At 72.9% G+C, this 16,491-nt stretch carries 12 protein-coding genes; 3 read left to right on the plus strand and 9 right to left on the minus strand.

Annotated elements, in window-relative coordinates:
* Positions 1 to 28: 28 nt before the first annotated feature.
* Entirely contained in the window at positions 29 to 826 is a 798-nt protein-coding gene (locus BJY28_RS11945) for a 3-hydroxybutyrate dehydrogenase (RefSeq protein ID WP_179463208.1), read from the minus strand.
* A 172-nt stretch (positions 827 to 998) separates the two neighbouring features.
* On the opposite strand from BJY28_RS11945, the gene BJY28_RS11950 reads away from it, so the two are divergent.
* The gene (locus BJY28_RS11950) at positions 999 to 2,561 is read left to right on the plus strand and encodes a GntP family permease (RefSeq protein WP_179463209.1); all 1,563 of its coding nucleotides are present in this window, start codon (positions 999 to 1,001) and stop codon (positions 2,559 to 2,561) included.
* 131 nt (positions 2,562 to 2,692) lie between these two features.
* On the opposite strand, the gene BJY28_RS11955 is transcribed toward BJY28_RS11950, so the two are convergent.
* A complete protein-coding gene (locus tag BJY28_RS11955) occupies positions 2,693 to 4,234 on the minus strand; it encodes a UDP-N-acetylglucosamine 1-carboxyvinyltransferase (RefSeq protein WP_179463210.1) in 1,542 nt (513 codons plus the stop codon).
* A 188-nt stretch (positions 4,235 to 4,422) separates the two neighbouring features.
* Here BJY28_RS11955 and BJY28_RS11960 point away from each other — a divergent pair, with 188 nt between their 5' ends.
* Entirely contained in the window at positions 4,423 to 6,213 is a 1,791-nt protein-coding gene (locus tag BJY28_RS11960) for an ABC transporter ATP-binding protein (protein WP_343037089.1), read from the plus strand.
* Positions 6,214 to 6,219: 6 nt separating this feature from the next.
* Here the strand turns inward: BJY28_RS11960 and BJY28_RS11965 are convergent, their stop codons facing one another.
* From BJY28_RS11965 to BJY28_RS11990, 6 genes are all read right to left on the minus strand, one after another.
* Positions 6,220 to 7,179, minus strand: a complete 960-nt coding sequence (locus BJY28_RS11965; protein WP_179463212.1) for an RNA polymerase sigma-70 factor — start codon at positions 7,177 to 7,179, stop codon at positions 6,220 to 6,222.
* Positions 7,176 to 8,402, minus strand: coding sequence for an NAD(P)/FAD-dependent oxidoreductase (locus tag BJY28_RS11970; RefSeq protein ID WP_179463213.1), 1,227 nt, complete (start codon positions 8,400 to 8,402; stop codon positions 7,176 to 7,178). The genes BJY28_RS11965 and BJY28_RS11970 overlap by 4 nt, the downstream gene beginning before the upstream one ends.
* Positions 8,403 to 8,647: 245 nt before the next feature.
* A complete protein-coding gene (locus tag BJY28_RS11975) occupies positions 8,648 to 10,759 on the minus strand; it encodes a 3-hydroxyacyl-CoA dehydrogenase NAD-binding domain-containing protein (RefSeq protein WP_179463214.1) in 2,112 nt (703 codons plus the stop codon).
* A gap of 3 nt (positions 10,760 to 10,762) precedes the next feature.
* Complete coding sequence (locus BJY28_RS11980; RefSeq protein ID WP_179463215.1) at positions 10,763 to 11,974, minus strand: acetyl-CoA C-acyltransferase; 1,212 nt, start codon at positions 11,972 to 11,974, stop codon at positions 10,763 to 10,765.
* Positions 11,975 to 12,236: 262 nt separating this feature from the next.
* Positions 12,237 to 13,451: an HRDC domain-containing protein gene (locus BJY28_RS11985; RefSeq protein WP_343037090.1), complete on the minus strand. Its 1,215-nt coding sequence runs from the start codon at positions 13,449 to 13,451 to the stop codon at positions 12,237 to 12,239.
* Positions 13,448 to 14,047, minus strand: a complete 600-nt coding sequence (locus BJY28_RS11990) for a DUF3000 family protein (protein WP_179463217.1) — start codon at positions 14,045 to 14,047, stop codon at positions 13,448 to 13,450. Before BJY28_RS11990 ends, BJY28_RS11985 begins: the two co-directional genes overlap by 4 nt.
* A 131-nt stretch (positions 14,048 to 14,178) precedes the next feature.
* On the opposite strand from BJY28_RS11990, the gene hemE reads away from it, so the two are divergent.
* On the plus strand, positions 14,179 to 15,228 hold the full coding sequence (gene hemE / locus BJY28_RS11995) for a uroporphyrinogen decarboxylase (protein ID WP_179463218.1): 1,050 nt from the start codon (positions 14,179 to 14,181) through the stop codon (positions 15,226 to 15,228).
* Between the two features lie 36 nt (positions 15,229 to 15,264).
* On the opposite strand, the gene BJY28_RS12000 is transcribed toward hemE, so the two are convergent.
* The gene (locus tag BJY28_RS12000; RefSeq protein WP_179463219.1) at positions 15,265 to 16,404 is read right to left on the minus strand and encodes a DUF4349 domain-containing protein; all 1,140 of its coding nucleotides are present in this window, start codon (positions 16,402 to 16,404) and stop codon (positions 15,265 to 15,267) included.
* Positions 16,405 to 16,491 lie beyond the last annotated feature (87 nt).

Below are 16,491 nucleotides of genomic sequence, written 5' to 3' on the forward strand. Positions count from 1 at the left end.
GGGATGGTCCGCCCGGGCAGGTGCGGTCTCAGTGGGCGGTCCAGCCGCCGTCGACGAGGTGCGACCCGCCGGTGATCGAGGCGGCGGCGTCGCTGCACAGGAAGAGCACCTGCGCGGCGACCTCCTCCGGCTCCACGAGCCGCTTGAGCGCGACCGGGGAGAGCATGATCTGGGTGAGCACCTCGTCCTCGGAGATGCCGTGGGCGCGGGCCTGGTCGGCGATCTGCTTCTCGACCAGCGGGGTGCGCACGTAGGCCGGGTTGACGCAGCTGCTGGTCACCCCGTGCTCGGCTCCCTCGAGGGCGACCACCTTGCTCAGCCCCTCCAGACCGTGCTTGGCGGTGACGTAGGCGGACTTGTACGGGCTGGCGCGCACGCCGTGCACCGAGGAGACGTTGATGACGCGCCCCCAGCCGCGCTGGTACATGTGCGGCAGCACCGACCGGATGAGCCTGAAGGGGGAGTGCAGCATCAACCTCAGGATGAGGTCGAACTTCTCCAGCGGGAACTCGTGCACCGGGCTGACCTGCTGGATCCCGGCGTTGTTGACGAGCACGTCGACGTCCTGCGGGAGGTCGGCCAGGCCGTCGAGGTCGGCCAGGTCGCACGGACGGGCGGCGATGAGCGGGCTCTGCGCCGCCAGCGCCCCCAGCCCCTCGGCGTCGAGGTCGACCGCGGTCACCCGCGCGCCGCTCTCGGCGAGGGCAAGCGCGCACGCCCGGCCGATGCCGCTCGCGGCGCCGGTGACCAGGGCGTGCCGGTCGTGCAGCTGCGGCCGGAGCAGGTCGGTGGCGGACCGGGGCGCGGGGGCGTCGTTGCTCGTCATGTCGGTGACCCTAGAGCGACTCCGTGGCTGACCGACTGTGACGCCCACCCATAGTCAGAGGTCGATCATGGTCCAGCAGCACATGAGAGCGCCGGGGTGACGGCTGCCACGATGGCCGACGTCCTCGTGCAGGGATGTCCTGCACCCGTCCGACTCGAAGGAGCCTGACACCGTGGTCGGCCTCATCGGCATCCTCCTCTCGCTGGGACTGCTCATGTTCCTGGCGTACCGGGGGATCAACGTCCTCGTCCTGGCGCCCATCATGGCGCTGCTCGCCGCCCTGCTCGGCGGCGCGCCGCTGCTGGCCACCTACACCCAGGTCTTCATGCCGGCGCTGGGCCAGTACGCCATCACCTACTTCCCGCTCTTCCTCCTCGGTGCCATCTTCGGCAAGGTCATGGACGACACCGGGGCGGCGAAGGCGATCGCCGACTTCATCGTCGAGAAGGTCGGCGGCGAGCGAGCCATCCTGGCCATCGTCCTGGCCTGCGGCATCCTCACCTACGGCGGCGTCTCCCTCTTCGTCGTCGCCTTCGCGGTCTTCCCGATCGCCGCGGCGCTCTTCCGCGAGGCCGGCCTGGCCAAGCGGCTCATCCCGGCGGCGATCGCCCTGGGGTCCTTCACCTTCACGATGACGGCGCTGCCGGGGACCCCGGCGATCCAGAACAACATCCCGAACTCGTACTTCGGGACCAACGCCTTCGCCGCCCCGGGCCTGGGCATCATCGGTGGCCTCATCATGTTCGTCGGCGGCATCGCCTGGCTGACCTGGCGCAGCCGCCGGCTGGCCGCGGCCGGCGAGGGCTACGACGACGGCGCGATCATGCTCTCCCGCAAGGAGCGCAAGGCGCTGCGGAAGGGTGACAGCTCGGGTGACGGGGGCACCGTCGCACGTGACGCCGACGGCGGCTCCCGCGACGGCGGGTCCGGCACGGGCGTGACCACCGGCGGGGGCGCCTCCGGCACGGCCACGGCCACGCTCGCCGACGAGACCCGGACCGACGAGGCCGCCGACCCGGTGCTGGACCGCCCGCACATGCCGGCCGGCCTGGCCTTCCTGCCGATCGTCCTCGTCATCGGGCTCAACTTCGCGCTGGTGGAGTGGATCTTCCCCAGCATGGACTTCGCCTACCTGGAGCAGGACGCCTACGGCAACGTCGGCGTGGACGACGTCGCCGGCATCTGGGGCATCATCGTCGCCCTCGTGGCGGCCATCGCCCTGGCGCTGGTGCTCGGTCTGCGGGGTCTGACCGACGCCAAGGAGACGGTCAACAAGGGCACCTTCGGTTCGCTGCTGCCGATCTTCAACACCGCCTCCGAGGTGGGGTACGGCGCGGTGATCGCCTCGCTGGCCGCCTTCGCCACGATCCGGGACGCGGTGCTGGGGATCTCCGGCAACCCGCTGATCACCACGGCGGTCTCGGTCAACGTGCTCGCCGGTGTCACCGGCTCCGCCTCCGGCGGGATGAGCATCGCCCTGGAGACCTTGGGGGAGGACCTGCGCCAGCTGGCCGTGGAGCAGGGGATCAGCCTGGAGATCATGCACCGGGTGACGGCGATGGCCTCCGGCGGCTTCGACGCGCTGCCGCACAACGGCGCGGTCATCACGCTGCTGGGCATCTGCGGGCTGACCCACCGCCAGTCCTACAAGGACATCGGCATGGTGGCCGTGCTCATCCCGGTGATCGCCCTCGGCGTGGTCATCCTGCTGGGGACGCTCTTCGGCAGCTTCTGACCCACCGCAGCTGCCCGGGCAGCTGCGCCCAGGCGGGTGCGTGCCGCGCAGAGAAACGCTCGTTCCCCCGAGGAGCCTCCTCGGGGGAACGAGCGTTTATCGGGTAACCCGATAAAGGGGAGGTGCGACGGTCAGATGTCGCGGTAGGGCTGGACGGAGGCGCCGAGGGCGTTGAGGCGCTCGGCGAGGTCCTCGTAGCCGCGGTTGATGACGTAGACGTTGCGCAGGTACGACGTGCCCGGCGCGGCCAGCATCGCCAGCAGCACGACGACGCCGGGGCGCAGCGCCGGCGGGCAGGTGACCTCGTTGGCGCGCCAGCGGGTCGGGCCGGTGACCTGCACCCGGTGCGGGTCGAGCAGGGTGGCCTTGCCGCCGATCTTGTTCAGCTCGGTGAGGTAGATCGCCCGGTTGTCGTAGACCCAGTCGTGGATCGTCGTCGTGCCGTCGGCGCAGGCGGCGATGAGCGCGAAGAACGGCAGGTTGTCGATGTTCAGCCCGGGGAAGGGCAGCGGGTGGATCTTGTCGATCGGCGCCCGCAGCGGCCCGGGGTGGGTGGTGATGTCGACCAGCCGGGTGCGCCCGTTGTCCGCGGTGTACTCGGCGGAGAGGTCGTAGCGCATGCCCATCCCCTCCAGCGTCGCCAGCTCGATCTCGAGGAACTCGATCGGGCAGCGCCGGATGGTGATCTCGGACTCGGTGACCACGGCCGCCGCGATGAGGCTCATCGCCTCGATCGGGTCCTCGCTGGGGGAGTACTCGACGTCGGTGTCGATCTCCTCGACCCCCTTCACGCGAAGGGTGGTGGTGCCGATCCCCTCGACGGTCACGCCGACCTTCTGCAGGAAGAAGCACAGGTCCTGGACCATGTAGTTGGAGGAGGCGTTGCGCAGCGTCGTCCAGCCGGTGTCCTTGGCGGCGGCCAGCAGCGCGTTCTCGGTGACGGTGTCGCCGCGCTCGGTGAGCACGATGGTCTTGTCCGTGCCGACCTCGTCGGTGACGACGGCCTCGTAGAAGCCGTGGGTGGCGTTGACGTCGAGGCCGAAGTGCTTCAGCGAGGCCAGGTGCGGCTCGACGGTGCGGGTGCCGAGGTCGCAGCCGCCGGCGTAGGGCAGCTGGAAGCTCTCGAACTCGTGCAGCAGCGGGCCGAGGAACATGATGACGGTGCGGGTGCGGCGGGCCGCCTCCTCGTCCATCGAGTCCAGGCGCAGGCGCTGCGGCGGGACGATCTCCAGGTCGCTGGTGCCGGGCAGCCAGCGGGTCTGCACGCCGATCGAGTTCAGCACCTCGAGGATCCGGTTGACCTCCTCGATCCGGGCGAGGTTGCGCAGCGTGGTGCGGCCCTTGTTGAGCAGGCTGGCGCACAGCAGCGCGACCGCGGCGTTCTTGCTCGTCTTGACGTCGATGGCGCCGGAGAGCTTCTTGCCGCCGTCGATGCGCAGGTGCACCGCGCCGTTGGTGGCGCCGCCGGAGCCGAGGGCGACGAGCTCGGAGTCGAGGGTCTCGCTGATCTTGGCGAGGGTCTCCAGGGTGAGGTTCTGCTTGCCGGACTCGATCCGGGTCACCGCGCCCTGGCTCGTCTCGAGCATCTGGGCGAGGTCCGCCTGGGACAGGCCGCGACGGGTCCGGGCGTCGCGGATTCGGGAACCGATGGACATCAGGTAGTCAGCAGTCACAGCACCAACGCTAACTCATATATGAGTTGATGCAAGTCGGGGGTGGTCCGGCGTGTCGGCCGGGCCACGGGACGACGATGCGAAGGGGGCGTCCGCACGACGAGAGCAGTGCGCCACGGCACTCCGTCGGCTCTGCCCCCGGGGGCGCCGCGAAGGGCGCGCCGAGGCCACGGCTAGCCTACGAGCCCGTGACCCCCACCGTCGAGGCCGTCGGGCCTGATCAGCCGCTGCGCGCCCTGTGGGTGCGCTACCGCGCCTACCGCGGCCGGTTCGTCGCCGCGCTGGCGATGTCGACGCTGAACAAGGTCGCCGACATCATGCCGGAGCTGCTCATCGGCGCCGCCGTGGACGTCGTCGTCCGCGGCGACGACTCCTTCGTCGGCGACCTGCTCGGCGTGGAGTCCCGCTACACCCAGCTCGTCTGGCTCGCGGTCATCAACGTCGTCGTATGGATCGTCGAGTCCGCCTCGGAGTACGCCGCGGCGGTGCTCTTCCGCGGGCTGGCCCAGTCGGTGCAGCACGACCTGCGGGTCGACGCCTACGACCACGCCCAGCGGCTCGACCTCGGCTGGCACGAGCGGCGACCGCAGGGCGCGACGCTGGCGGTGGTCAACGACGACATCAACCAGCTCGAGCGCTTCCTCGACGTCGGGGTGCCGGCCATCCTGCAGACCGCGCTCAACGTCGTGCTCGTCGGGGCCGTCTTCGCCATCGCCTCCTGGCAGCTCATGGTGCTCGCCTTCCTGCCGATCCCGGCGATCATCGCCGGCGCGCTGGTCTTCCAGCGGCGCCTCGAGCCGCTCTACGCCCGGGTGCGCGAAGGGGTCGCCGACCTCTCCGGGGCGCTCTCGGCGAACCTCGCCGGGCTGGCCACGATCAAGGCCTTCACCGCCGAGCCCCGCGAGCGGCGTCGGATCGCGGCGGTCTCCAACGCCTACCGGGAGGCGAACGTCGCCGCCATCCGGTCCTCGGCCGCCTTCGTCCCGCTGGTGCGCATGGCGATCCTCGTCGGCTTCACCGCCACCCTGCTGCTGGGCGGCTGGGCGGTGCTCGACGGCACCCTCGCGGTGGGGCTGTACTCGGTGCTCGTCTTCATGACCCAGCGGCTGCTGTGGCCGCTGACCGACGTCGCCGAGGTGCTCGACCTCTACCAGCGCGGGCGGGCCTCGGTGGTGCGGGTGCTGCGGCTGCTGCAGGAGGAGGTGCAGGTCACCCCGGGCGAGCGGGAGCTGGCCGAGGTCGGCGGAGCGATCGAGCTGCGCGGGGTGCGGGCCGGCTACGCCGACGGGCCGGACGTGCTGCACGCCGTGGACCTGGTCATCCCGGCCGGGGAGACGCACGCCATCGTCGGTGCCACCGGGTCGGGCAAGTCGACGCTGCTGCGGCACGTGCTGCGCTTCGACGACCCGCGCCACGGGCAGGTGCTGCTCGACGGGCACGACGTGCGCGACCTCGACTGGGACTCGCTGCGCGGGTCGATGGGCTACGTCGCCCAGGACGTCTACCTCTTCGCCGGCACGATCGGGGAGAACATCGCCTACGGCCGCCCGGACGCGACCCCGGCGCAGATCCGTGCCGCTGCCGAGGCAGCCGCCGCGCTCGACGTCATCGACGCGCTGCCCGAGGGGCTGGACACCTGGGTGGGGGAGCGTGGCGTCACGCTGTCTGGCGGTCAGCGGCAGCGGATCGCGCTGGCCCGGGCGCTGCTTCGCGAGCCGAGCGTGCTCGTCCTCGACGAGGCGACCAGCGCCGTCGACAACGAGACCGAGGCGGCGATCCAGCGCTCGCTGCGCACCGCCACCCGCGGGCGCACCGCCGTCGTCGTCGCCCACCGGCTCTCCACGGTCCGGCACGCGCACCGGATCTGGGTGCTCGACGCGGGGCGGGTCGTCGAGGCTGGCACCCACGACGAGCTCGTCGAGCGCGGCGGGGCCTACGCGGCCCTGTGGACCGTGCAGACCGGCGGCGCCGCGCTCTGACGCGTGTCAGCCCTGGCGCCGGGCCGCGGCGCGGGCGTCCTTGGTGTCCTGGAGGGTCTGCCAGGGATCGGCGAGAGGTCCGAGGTGACCGAGCTTGTCGGGGTTGAGCACCGCACGGATCGTCTGCACCCGGCCGTCGATGACGTCCAGCGCCCAGGTGCCGAGCACGTGACCGTCGGCGCTGTGAAGGATCGCGCCCGGGCCGCCGTTGATCCGCTCCGGGGTGAGCGTCACGCCGGCGGCGAGGGCGTCCGGTGCCATGCCGACGAGCAGCCTGATCAGCCGGTCGCCGACGAAGACACCGTCCCCGAAGAGCGGTGCCTTGCCGCCGGCGTCCGCGACGAGCACGGCGTCGGCGGCGAGCACCTCTCGCAGGCGGTCGACGTCCCCGGCCCTCAGGGCGGCGATGAAGGTGGCGGTGAGCCCGTCGGCCTCGGCGCGATCGACCGCGAAGCGGGGGCGCTCCTGCGCCATGTGCGCCCGGGCCCGGGCGCAGAGCTGGCGGCAGGCGTCCTCGGAACGCTCGACGGTGGCCGCGACCTCGGCGTAGGGGTAGCCGAAGACCTCGCGCAGGACGAAGACCGCGCGCTCCAGGGGGCTGAGCCGCTCCAGGAGCAGCAGCGCCGCCATCGACACCGAGTCCGCGAGCTCGGCGCTGCGCTCCGGGTCGGTGTAGGGGTCGCTGACCAGCGGCTCGGGGAACCACGGTCCGGGGTAGGTCTCCCGACGCGCTCGCGCCGAGCGCAGCACGTCGACGGCGAGCCGGGTCGTGATCGTCGCGAGGAACGCCCGGGTGGAGCGCGGTCGCGTCGCGCTTGCCTCCCAGCGCAGCCAGGTCTCCTGCACGACGTCCTCGGCGTCCGCGACGCTGCCTAGGATGCGGTAGGCGATGGCGAGCAGCCGGGCGCGGTGCTCCTCGAACTCCTCGGCCCTGCTCGGGGCGTCTGCTGACGGGCGGTCGGTCATCGCACCCGCCCGTCGACCTCGGCCCCGACCTCGGCCCCGGGATCGGACGCGATCCTCGCCTCGTCCTCGGCCTCGCTCCTGGTCGGCCGCGCGGCGCGACCCGGGTCCCGCGGCCAGCGGAAGCTGCCAGGGCGGCGCGCCTCGGTGACGAGGCCGCGCACGACGGCCCGGCAGGTCACCTCCTTCGCCCACGCTGCCGGCCGGCCGCGCAGATGCACCGCGCGCGGGGTGTCGTCGGGGTGGGCGAGCTGGAGCACCCCGCTGCGACGGCCGAGGCTCAGGCACTGCCCGGCGAAGCCGTTCGTCAAATCCGCCGGGGGATCTCCCGCGATCCGGCTCAGGATGGTCTCGGCGGCCTGGGCACCGAGCGGCATGGCTGCCTGGCAGCTCATCCGCTGGGCGCCTCCGGAGGGGGCGGCCACGTCACCGGCCGCGACGATGCGCGGGTCGTCGACGCAGGTGAGGGTCTCGTCCGTGACGAGCCGGCCGGTGGCGTCGCTGGCCAGACCGCTGGAGTGGGCGAGGTCAGGCACCGAGAAGCCGGTCGCCCAGACCGTGACCTCGCTGGCTCGTGCTCGGCCGTCGGCGAGGGTGACCTCGGTGGCGGAGGCCGCGACGACGCGACCGGCGGTCCCCTCGAGGACATCGACATCGAGGCCGTGGAGGATGGCTGCGGCCGAACGCCGCCCTCGCTCGTGCAGCGACGGGCCGAGCTGTCCGCCGCAGGCGAGGGTGACGCGCCAGCCGGTGGTCGCGAGCTCGGCGGCCGTCTCGATACCGGTGGAGCCACCGCCGACGACCGTCACGGTGGCGCCGGGAGCGGTCCGTGCGAGCACGCGACGCAGCTGCTGCGCCGCCCCGATCGTGGCCACCCCCTGCACGTGCTCGGCCCCGGCGATGTCGGGGGAGGTCCCGGCGCTGCCGACCGCGAGGAGGAGGTGGTCGTAGCGGAGGCGCGCACCGGAGGCCAGCAGCACCGACCGGTTGCCACGGTCGATGCGCTCGGCCCGGTCGTGCACCCGTCGCACCTGCGGGCTGAGCACCCGGCGGTAGTCCTGGCGCCCGGAGTGGGTGCCGGTGACCATCTGGTGCAGGCGGATCCGGTCGACGAAGTCCGGGGTCGGGCTGACCAGGGTGACCTCGATGCCGCCCCGTCGCTGCAGACGGTTGGCGGCCATCACCCCCGCGTAGCCGCCGCCGAGCACGCTCACCTGGGTCGTCATCCTCGCTCCTGACGTCGGGGCGGGCCCGGTGCCCGCCTTCGTCTGGAGGACGAGACAGCGATCCCGCACGTGACATCCTGCCGCGACGAGCTCGCCCCGTGCCGGCGCGAGGGTCACGAGGGCGGACCGGGGGTCGCCTGCACCGCTCGAGTCGTCCGTGCCGGTCATCGGTCCAGAACCGCTCGTTCCCCCGAGAAGCCTTCTCGGGGGAACGAGCGTTTATCGGGTAACCCGATAAAGGGGGGTCAGGCGGGGACGGAGGCGACGCCCTTCGGCAGGAAGCGCTGGCCGGTGACCCGCTCGGAGACGCCCTCGCGGTCCAGCAGCGGGGTGATCCCGCCGTTCCAGAACTGGAAGCCGGCGCCGGTGATCATCGCCAGGTCGATGTCCATCGGGGCCTGGGCGACACCGTCGTCGAGCATGGTGCGGATCTCCTCGGCGAGCACGCCGAGCACCCGCTCGCGGACCTGCGCCGAGGTCAGCTCGACCGGCTGCTCCGGGGTGGTCAGCAGCTCCTCGACGCCGTCGTCGTCGTAGCTGCGCTTGCCCGCCTCGACCAGCGCCCGCAGGTTCGGCGAGACGTAGAAGCGCTCGCCCAGCTCGCGGTGCAGGGTCTCGCTGTTGTGCAGCGCGATCGCCGGGCCGACGAGCCCGACGAGGACCAGCGGCGGCATCGGCGCCAGGCCGAGCAGGCCCTGGTTGGCCGCGTCCACCGGGGTGCCCTCGTCGACGATCTTGCTGAACTCGCCCATGAAGCGGCCGAGCAGCCGGTTGGCGATGAAGGAGGGGCTGTCCTTGACGAGGATGCACGTCTTCTTCAGCGTCTTGCCGGTGGCGAAGGCGGTGGCCAGCGCCGCGTCGTCGGTCCGCTCCCCGGGGATGATCTCCAGCAGCGGCATGACCGCGACCGGGTTGAAGAAGTGGAAGCCGACGACCCGCTCGGGGTGGGCCAGCTCGGAGGCCATCTCGGTGATCGACAGCGACGAGGTGTTCGAGGCGAGCACGCAAGTCTCGGAGACGATGGCCTCGACCTCGGCCCACACCGTCTTCTTGACCGACATCTCCTCGAAGACCGCCTCGATGACGAAGTCGGCGTCGGCGAAGCCGTCCTTGCTCGTCGACCCGGAGACCAGGCCGGTGAGCTGGTTGGCCTTGTCCTGGCTGATCTTGCCCTTGGCCAGGGACTTGGCGATCTCGTCGTGGACGTAGGCCACGCCCTTGTCCACCCGCTCCTGGTCGAGGTCGGTGAGGATCACCGGCACCTTGAGCGCACGGACGAAGAGCATCGCCAGCTGGCTGGCCATGAGCCCGGCGCCGACGATGCCCACCTTCGTCACCGGACGGGCCAGGCTCTTGTCCGGGGCGCCGGCGGGGCGCTTGGCCCGCTTCTGCACCAGGTCGAAGGCGTACAGCCCGGCGCGCAGCTCGTCACCCATGATGAGGTCGGCCAGCGCCTCGTCCTCGGCGGCGAAGGCGGCGTCGCGCTCGGCGGTGCGGGCCTCGCGGACCAGCTGGATCGCCCGGTAGGGGGCCGGCGACTGGCCGCCGGTCTTCTGGTCGGCCAGACCGGTCGCCGCGGTGAGCGCCTGCTCCCAGGCCTGCTCGTCCGTCGTGACCTCGGGCCGCTGCACGGTGGTCTCGCCGCGCAGCACCGCGGCCGCCCACTCCAGGGAGTCCTTGAGGAAGGTCACCGGCGCGAAGATCGCGTCGGCCATGCCCAGCTCGCGCGCCTGCGCGCCGCCGATCATCCGGTTCTGGTTGAGCGGGTTCTCGATGATGACCTTGAGGGCCTTCTCCGGGCCGACGAGGCGCGGCAGCAGGTAGCAGCCGCCCCAGCCGGGCACCAGGCCGAGGAAGGTCTCCGGCAGCGCGACCGCCGGGACCCCGGAGGAGATCGTCCGGTAGTCGCAGGCGAGGCCGATCTCGACGCCGCCGCCCATGGCCGCGCCGTTGACGAAGGCGAAGGTGGGCACCGGCAGGTCCATGATCGCGGCGAAGGCGGCGTGCCCGGCGCGGGCGATGTCCAGCGCCTGCTCGCGGTCGGTGACGTGCGGGACCCCGGAGAGGTCGGCGCCGACGGCGAAGACGAACGGCTTGCCGGTGATGCCGACGGCCTGGATCTCACCGGCCGCGGCCCGCTGGGCGAGGGTGTCGACGGTCTCCCGGAGGCCGGCGACGGTGGCCGGGCCGAAGGTGTTCGGCTTGGTGTGGTCGAAGCCGTTGTCCAGGGTGATCAGGGCGAGCGTGCCGGCGCCGCCGGGCAGGTCGATGTCCTGGACCGGGGTGCGGGTGATGACCTCGTCCGGGAAGGCCGCGGTCGGGGCCTGCTGCGGGGTGTCGGTGGTGGTGGCGGTCATCGTTCAGCTCTCCTTGCCGTAGTCGGCGTGGTGCGGGTTCTCCCAGATGACGGCGCCGCCCATGCCGATGCCGATGCACATGGCGGTCATGCCGTAGCGGACCTCGGGGTGCTCCTCGAACTGGCGGGCCAGCTGGTTCATCAGCCGCACGCCGGAGGAGGCCAGCGGGTGACCGGTGGCGATGGCGCCGCCGTACTGGTTGACGCTGTCCGAGTCGTCGGGGATGCCGAAGTGCTCGAGGAAGGCGATCACCTGGACGGCGAAGGCCTCGTTGAGCTCGAAGAGACCGATGTCCTCGATGCTCAGGCCGGCCTTGGCCAGCGCCTTCTCCGCGGCCGGGACCGGGCCGTAGCCCATGACCTCCGGCTCGACGCCGACGAAGGCGTACTCGACCAGGCGCATCTTGACCGGCAGGCCGAGCTCGGTGGCGGTGTCCTCGGCCGCGAGCAGGCAGGCGGTGGCGCCGTCGTTGAGACCAGCCGCGTTGCCGGCGGTCACCCCGCCGTGCGGACGGAAGGGGGTCTTCAGCGACTGCAGGTCGGCCATCGTCGTCTGCGGACGGGGCGGCTCGTCGGTGGTGGCCAGCCCCCACCCCTTCTCCTCGTGGCGGGTGGCCACGGGCACGAGGTCGGGCTGGATCTTGCCAGCCTCGTAGGCCTCGGCGAGCTTGCGCTGGCTGTTCAGCGCGTAGGCGTCGCTGCGCTCCTTGGTGAGGCTGGGGTAGCGGTCGTGCAGGTTCTCGGCGGTCTTGCCCATGACCAGGGCGCTGGGGTCGACGAGCTTCTCGGCGACGACGCGCGGGTTGGGGTCGACGCCCTCGCCCATCGGGTGCCGGCCCATGTGCTCGACGCCGCCGGCGACGGCCAGGTCGACCGCGCCGAAGGAGATCGCGCCGGCGACGTTGGTGACCGCGGTCATCGCGCCGGCGCACATCCGGTCGACGCTGTAGCCGGGGGTGGTCTTGGGCAGACCGGAGAGCAGCGCGGCCATCCGGCCCAGGGTCAGGCCCTGGTCGCCGATCTGCGTGGTGGCGGCGATGGCCACCTCCTCGACCTTCTCCGGGGCCAGGTCGGGGTTGCGCTCCAGGAGCTCGCGGATGCAGGCGATGACCAGGTCGTCGGCGCGGGTCTGGGCGTACATGCCCTTCTCGCCGGCCTTGCCGAAGGGCGTCCTCACGCCGTCGACGAAGACGACCTCTCGCAGAGTACGGGGCACGTCTGAGCCTCTCTCTCGATCAGATGGGTGCGGCGACGGCACGGTGGCGGCGTCGCCACCGCTCACGCTACTAAGCAAGCGCTCACCCACCTAGCCCGCCAAGGGTGAGCCGCCCCACACCCTCCGGGACGGGGCGCAACTGCCCGGGCAGTTGCGGGGGAGGTGTGAATTGCCCGGGCAGTTGCGAGGGAGGGGCGCAATTTGCCCGGGCAGTTGCGCAGGAGACGTGAACTGCCCGGGCAGTTGCGGGGGGAGAGAGGGGTCAGGCGGGGTGGGCGGCGAAGGCGTCGGCGAGCATCGGCGCGACGATCTGCTGCTGCCAGCGGCGGCAGCCGTGCTCGGCCAGGGCCGCCTCGAAGGCGGGCACGCTCGGCTCCTCCGGCGGGGTCCAGACGACCCGGCGCAGCGGGTCGGGGGAGCAGACGTTCTCCACCGGGATGGTGTGCTCCTCGGCGAAGGTGGTCAGCGCCTCCCGGGTGGCGGCCAGCCGTTCGGCGGCCAGCGGGTCCCGGTTGGCCCAGGCACGTGGCGGCGGCGGACCGTCCCCCTTCACGGTCGACGGCGGCAGCTCGTCGTCGCTCAGCCGCCGGGCTCGAGCCAGCGCGTCCAGCCAGGTGCTCTGGTAGCGGGCGATCGAGCGGTGCCCGCGGGGGAGGTCGCCGCTCGACCGCGGGTCGGCGACGGCCACCTCGACCATGGCGGCGTCGGGGATGACCCGGCCGGGCGCGGTGTCCCGGTTCCGGGCGATCTGGTCGCGGGCGTACCAGAGCTCGCGGACCGCGGCGAGCACCCGCGGCTTGCGGATCTTGTGCAGCCCGGAGGTACGCCGCCACGGGTCCTCGCGCACGGCGGGCTCCCAGGTCAGCAGCGCCTCGAACTCCTCGCGCGCCCAGCCCGCCTTGCCCTGCTCGGCGAGGTCGATGCCCATGAGGTTGCGCAGCTCGACGAGCACCTCGACGTCCAGCGCCGCGTAGCGCAGCCACGACTCCGGCAGCGGGCGGGTGGACCAGTCCACCGCGGAGTGCTCCTTGGCCAGGCTGATCCCCAGGTAGTGCTCGATGACCGCGGCCAGCCCGACCCGGGGCAGCCCGAGCAGCCGGGCGGCCAGCTCGGTGTCGAAGAGCTGTCGCGGCGCCAGGCCGACCTCGCGCAGGCAGGGCAGGTCCTGGGTGGCCGCGTGCAGGATCCACTCGGCCGAGCCGATCCCGGCGTCCAACGGCCCGAGGTCGGGCAGCGCGGCGGGATCGATGAGCCAGGTGCCGCTGCCGTCGCGGCGCAGCTGGACGAGGTAGGCGCTCTGCCCGTACCGGTAGCCCGACGCGCGCTCGGCGTCCATCGCGACCGGACCGACCCCCGCCGCGACGGCGGCGGCGGCCTCGTCGAGCCCGCTCTCGGTGGTGACCACCGGCGGGACCCCGTCGGCGGGCTCGTGCAGCACCGGCAGCTCCGGTGCCTCCTGCGTCTCGTCGTCGCTCACCGGCGGCGCCCCGGCAGGGCCACCACGCCCTCGGGCAGCGGCGGCAGCCCGCCGATGGTGCACAGCATGTCGGTCCAGGCCAGCAGGTGCGCGCCGACGGCGCCGTCCTGCGGGGTCCACGAGGCGCGGATCTCCATCTCCACGCTCGGGTCCCGGTCGGCCAGGTCGGCGAAGGACTCCGAGACCACCCGGGTCACCGTGCCGGCCTCGTGGTCGACCTCGAGGCCGTGCGCGGCCAGCGCGTCGGTCAGCCAGGACCAGCCCACCTCGCCGAGCATCGGGTCGCTGGCCAGCTCCGCCTCGAGCTCGGCCCGGGCGAAGGTGACCACCCGCCACGTCCCGCCCCACGGCTCGGGGGCGGCCGGGTCGTGCAGCAGCACGAAGCGGCCGGTGGCCAGCTCCTCGGCGTCCTCGTCGTCGCGGTCGCCGGCGGTCTCGAGCACGTCGACGGTCATCGCCACCGCGTGCGGGGCGATCCTCGTCGGTGCGGGCACCTCGGTGAGGCGCAGCTCCGGGCGCAGCCGGGCTGCGTGCAGGTCGCGGAGGGCGCGGTCGAAGTCACCCTCGCCCTGCCCGGAGATCGATCGTGAGGCCACGGGCCGAGCCTAGGCGCGCGTCCAGCCGACACCCAGGAGGCCACGCCGGGCGCGCCGCGGTGTCCGGTCCGTGGGCAGGGTGCTCCGGCGGCCCCGGGTCGTCACGCCCCGGCGGGTGAGAGGATCGCCGCGTGACCAGCGCCGCCCCTGACCAGAGCCCGCTCGTCCGCGCCGCCCACGGCGAGCCGCAGGACCCGCCCCCGGTGTGGTTCATGCGCCAGGCCGGCCGGTCGCTGCCGGAGTACCGCGAGATCCGCGAGGGCACGCAGATGCTGCAGGCCTGCCGCACCCCGGACCTGGTCACCGAGATCACCCTGCAGCCGGTGCGCCGGCACGGGGTGGACGCGGCGATCTTCTTCTCGGACATCGTCGTCCCGCTGCAGGCGGTCGGGGTGGACCTCGACATCGTGCCCGGCACCGGCCCGGTGGTCGCCGACCCGATCCGCACCCGAGCCGACCTCGACCGGCTGCCCGAGCTCACCCCCGACCAGGTCCCGGACATCGCCGAGTCGGTGCGTCGGCTGGTCGCCGAGCTCGGGCCCCGCCCGCTCATCGGTTTCGCCGGGGCCCCCTTCACCCTCGCCTCCTACCTCGTCGAAGGGGGGCCCAGCCGCAACCACGAGCGCACCAAGGCGCTGATGCACGGCGACCCGCAGCTGTGGCACGACCTGTGCGCGCGGCTGGCCCAGATCTCCGGGGAGTTCCTGCGGGTGCAGGTCGAGGCCGGGGCGAGCGCGGTGCAGCTCTTCGACTCCTGGGCCGGGGCGCTGTCGCGGGCGGACTACCGCGAGCACGTGCTGGCCCACTCGCGCACGGCGCTGTCCGCGCTGGACCACCGGCGTGAGGTGCCGCGGATCCACTTCGGCGTCGGCACCGGCGAGCTGCTCACCGACATGGCCGAGGCCGGGGTGGACGTCGTCGGGGTGGACTACCGGGTGGCCCTGCCGGACGCCATCGACCGGCTGGCGGCCGCCGGGCACCGGGTCGCGGTGCAGGGCAACCTCGACCCGGCGCTGCTCTTCGCGCCGTGGGCGCCGCTGGAGCAGGCGGTGCGTCGGATCGTCGCGGAGGGCCGCGCCGCCCACGGGCACATCGTCAACCTCGGCCACGGGGTGCTGCCGAGCACCGACCCGGACGTCATCACCCGGGTGGTCGAGCTGATCCACTCGCTGCACGACTGACCTGCGCGACCGACCAGCACGACCGACCGGCGCCGGTCACTCGGCGGGAGCGGTCGGTGCCGGGGCGGTCGTGGCCGGCCGCGGCCGACGACGCCACCACCACAGCACCGGGGCGAGCACCAGCCCGCCGGCCAGGGCGAAGGGGGTCAGCGCGCCGAGCACCGTCGCCCCGACCTGCAGCGCCCCGGTGAAGGCGCCCCATCCGTCGGACAGACCGGCGACGAAGCCGGTCTCCTCCGCCTCGTCCTCGGTGCTGACGTCCGCGCCCTCCTCGGCGATGGAGACGGTGATCGGGGAGGTCGCGGTGCGCTCCTCGAGCGTGTCGAGCTGCCGGGTCATCGACTCCAGCTCGCCCTCCCGGGTGGTCAGCTCGCTCTCCAGGCTGACGATCTGCTCCAGGTCGTCGCTGTCCTCGATGAGCTCGCGCAGCCGCTCGGTGGAGCGGGTCAGGGTCTCGACCCGGGTCTTCGCGTCGGTGTGCGCGGCGGTGACGTCCTCGGTCTCGGTGGTGCGGTGGGTGACCGTGCCGAGCTCGGCGAGGTCGTCCATGCTCTTCTCCAGCGCGGAGGCTGGCACCTGGACGGTGATCTCGCTCCACGCGCCCGGGACGTCCTCGCTCGGATAGGCATCGACGCCGTCGGGGACGTCGTCGCCGTCCTCCGCGTCGTCTGCCCGGCTGGAGGAGTCCTCCTGGCTGACCCACCCGCCGGCGCGGTCGGCCACCGAGCGCACCCGGGCGCTGGTCCGGGTCACGTCCTCGACCTCGAGGTCGAGCGAGCCGCTGCGGGCGAGCTTGCGCGCGCTCTGCGCGGCGACGGTGGCCGCGTCCTGCCCGGCGGCGTCGCTGCCGGAGCCCGCCGAGTCGTCCGCACCCGAGCCGTCCGCCGTCGAGTCCTCCGCCGCGGAGCCCTGAGCGGACGAAGCATCGCCGGCCCCCTCCTCGGTGCCGGCCTCGCTCTCGGCGGAGGGGGCGGCCTGAGTGGTGGAGTAGGCCTCGCTGGAGTCGTCGCTGCCGCCGGCGCACCCGGCGGCGACGAGTCCGGCGGCGGCGAGTCCGGCGAGCAGCGCGCCCACGCGGCGCGCCCGCGCCGCTCGGGTCGCCGGGCGTCCACGGCGTCGTTTGCCGTCTGCTCGTGCGGCGGTCTTCGTGCTGGTGTCTCGCCTGGTGCTGCTCATGCTGATCCCCCTACGGATCGGTGCGGCGCCCGGGCTCTCCGAGCACGTCCAGGGATGGGACGCGAACGGGCGGCGTGCGGTTCCGTG

It is taken from the genome of Janibacter alkaliphilus, from assembly GCF_013408565.1.
GTDB lineage: Bacteria > Actinomycetota > Actinomycetes > Actinomycetales > Dermatophilaceae > Janibacter > Janibacter alkaliphilus.

What these genes read in the sequence shown, in the direction of transcription:
- BJY28_RS11945 (WP_179463208.1), bottom strand. Translation starts at nt 826, where the DNA reads ATGACGAGCAACGACGCCCCCGCGCCCCGGTCCGCCACCGACCTGCTC.
- BJY28_RS11965 (WP_179463212.1), bottom strand. Translation starts at nt 7,179, where the DNA reads ATGACCGACCGCCCGTCAGCAGACGCCCCGAGCAGGGCCGAGGAGTTC.
- BJY28_RS11970 (WP_179463213.1), bottom strand. Translation starts at nt 8,402, where the DNA reads ATGACGACCCAGGTGAGCGTGCTCGGCGGCGGCTACGCGGGGGTGATG.
- BJY28_RS11975 (WP_179463214.1), bottom strand. Translation starts at nt 10,759, where the DNA reads ATGACCGCCACCACCACCGACACCCCGCAGCAGGCCCCGACCGCGGCC.
- BJY28_RS12000 (WP_179463219.1), bottom strand. Translation starts at nt 16,404, where the DNA reads ATGAGCAGCACCAGGCGAGACACCAGCACGAAGACCGCCGCACGAGCA.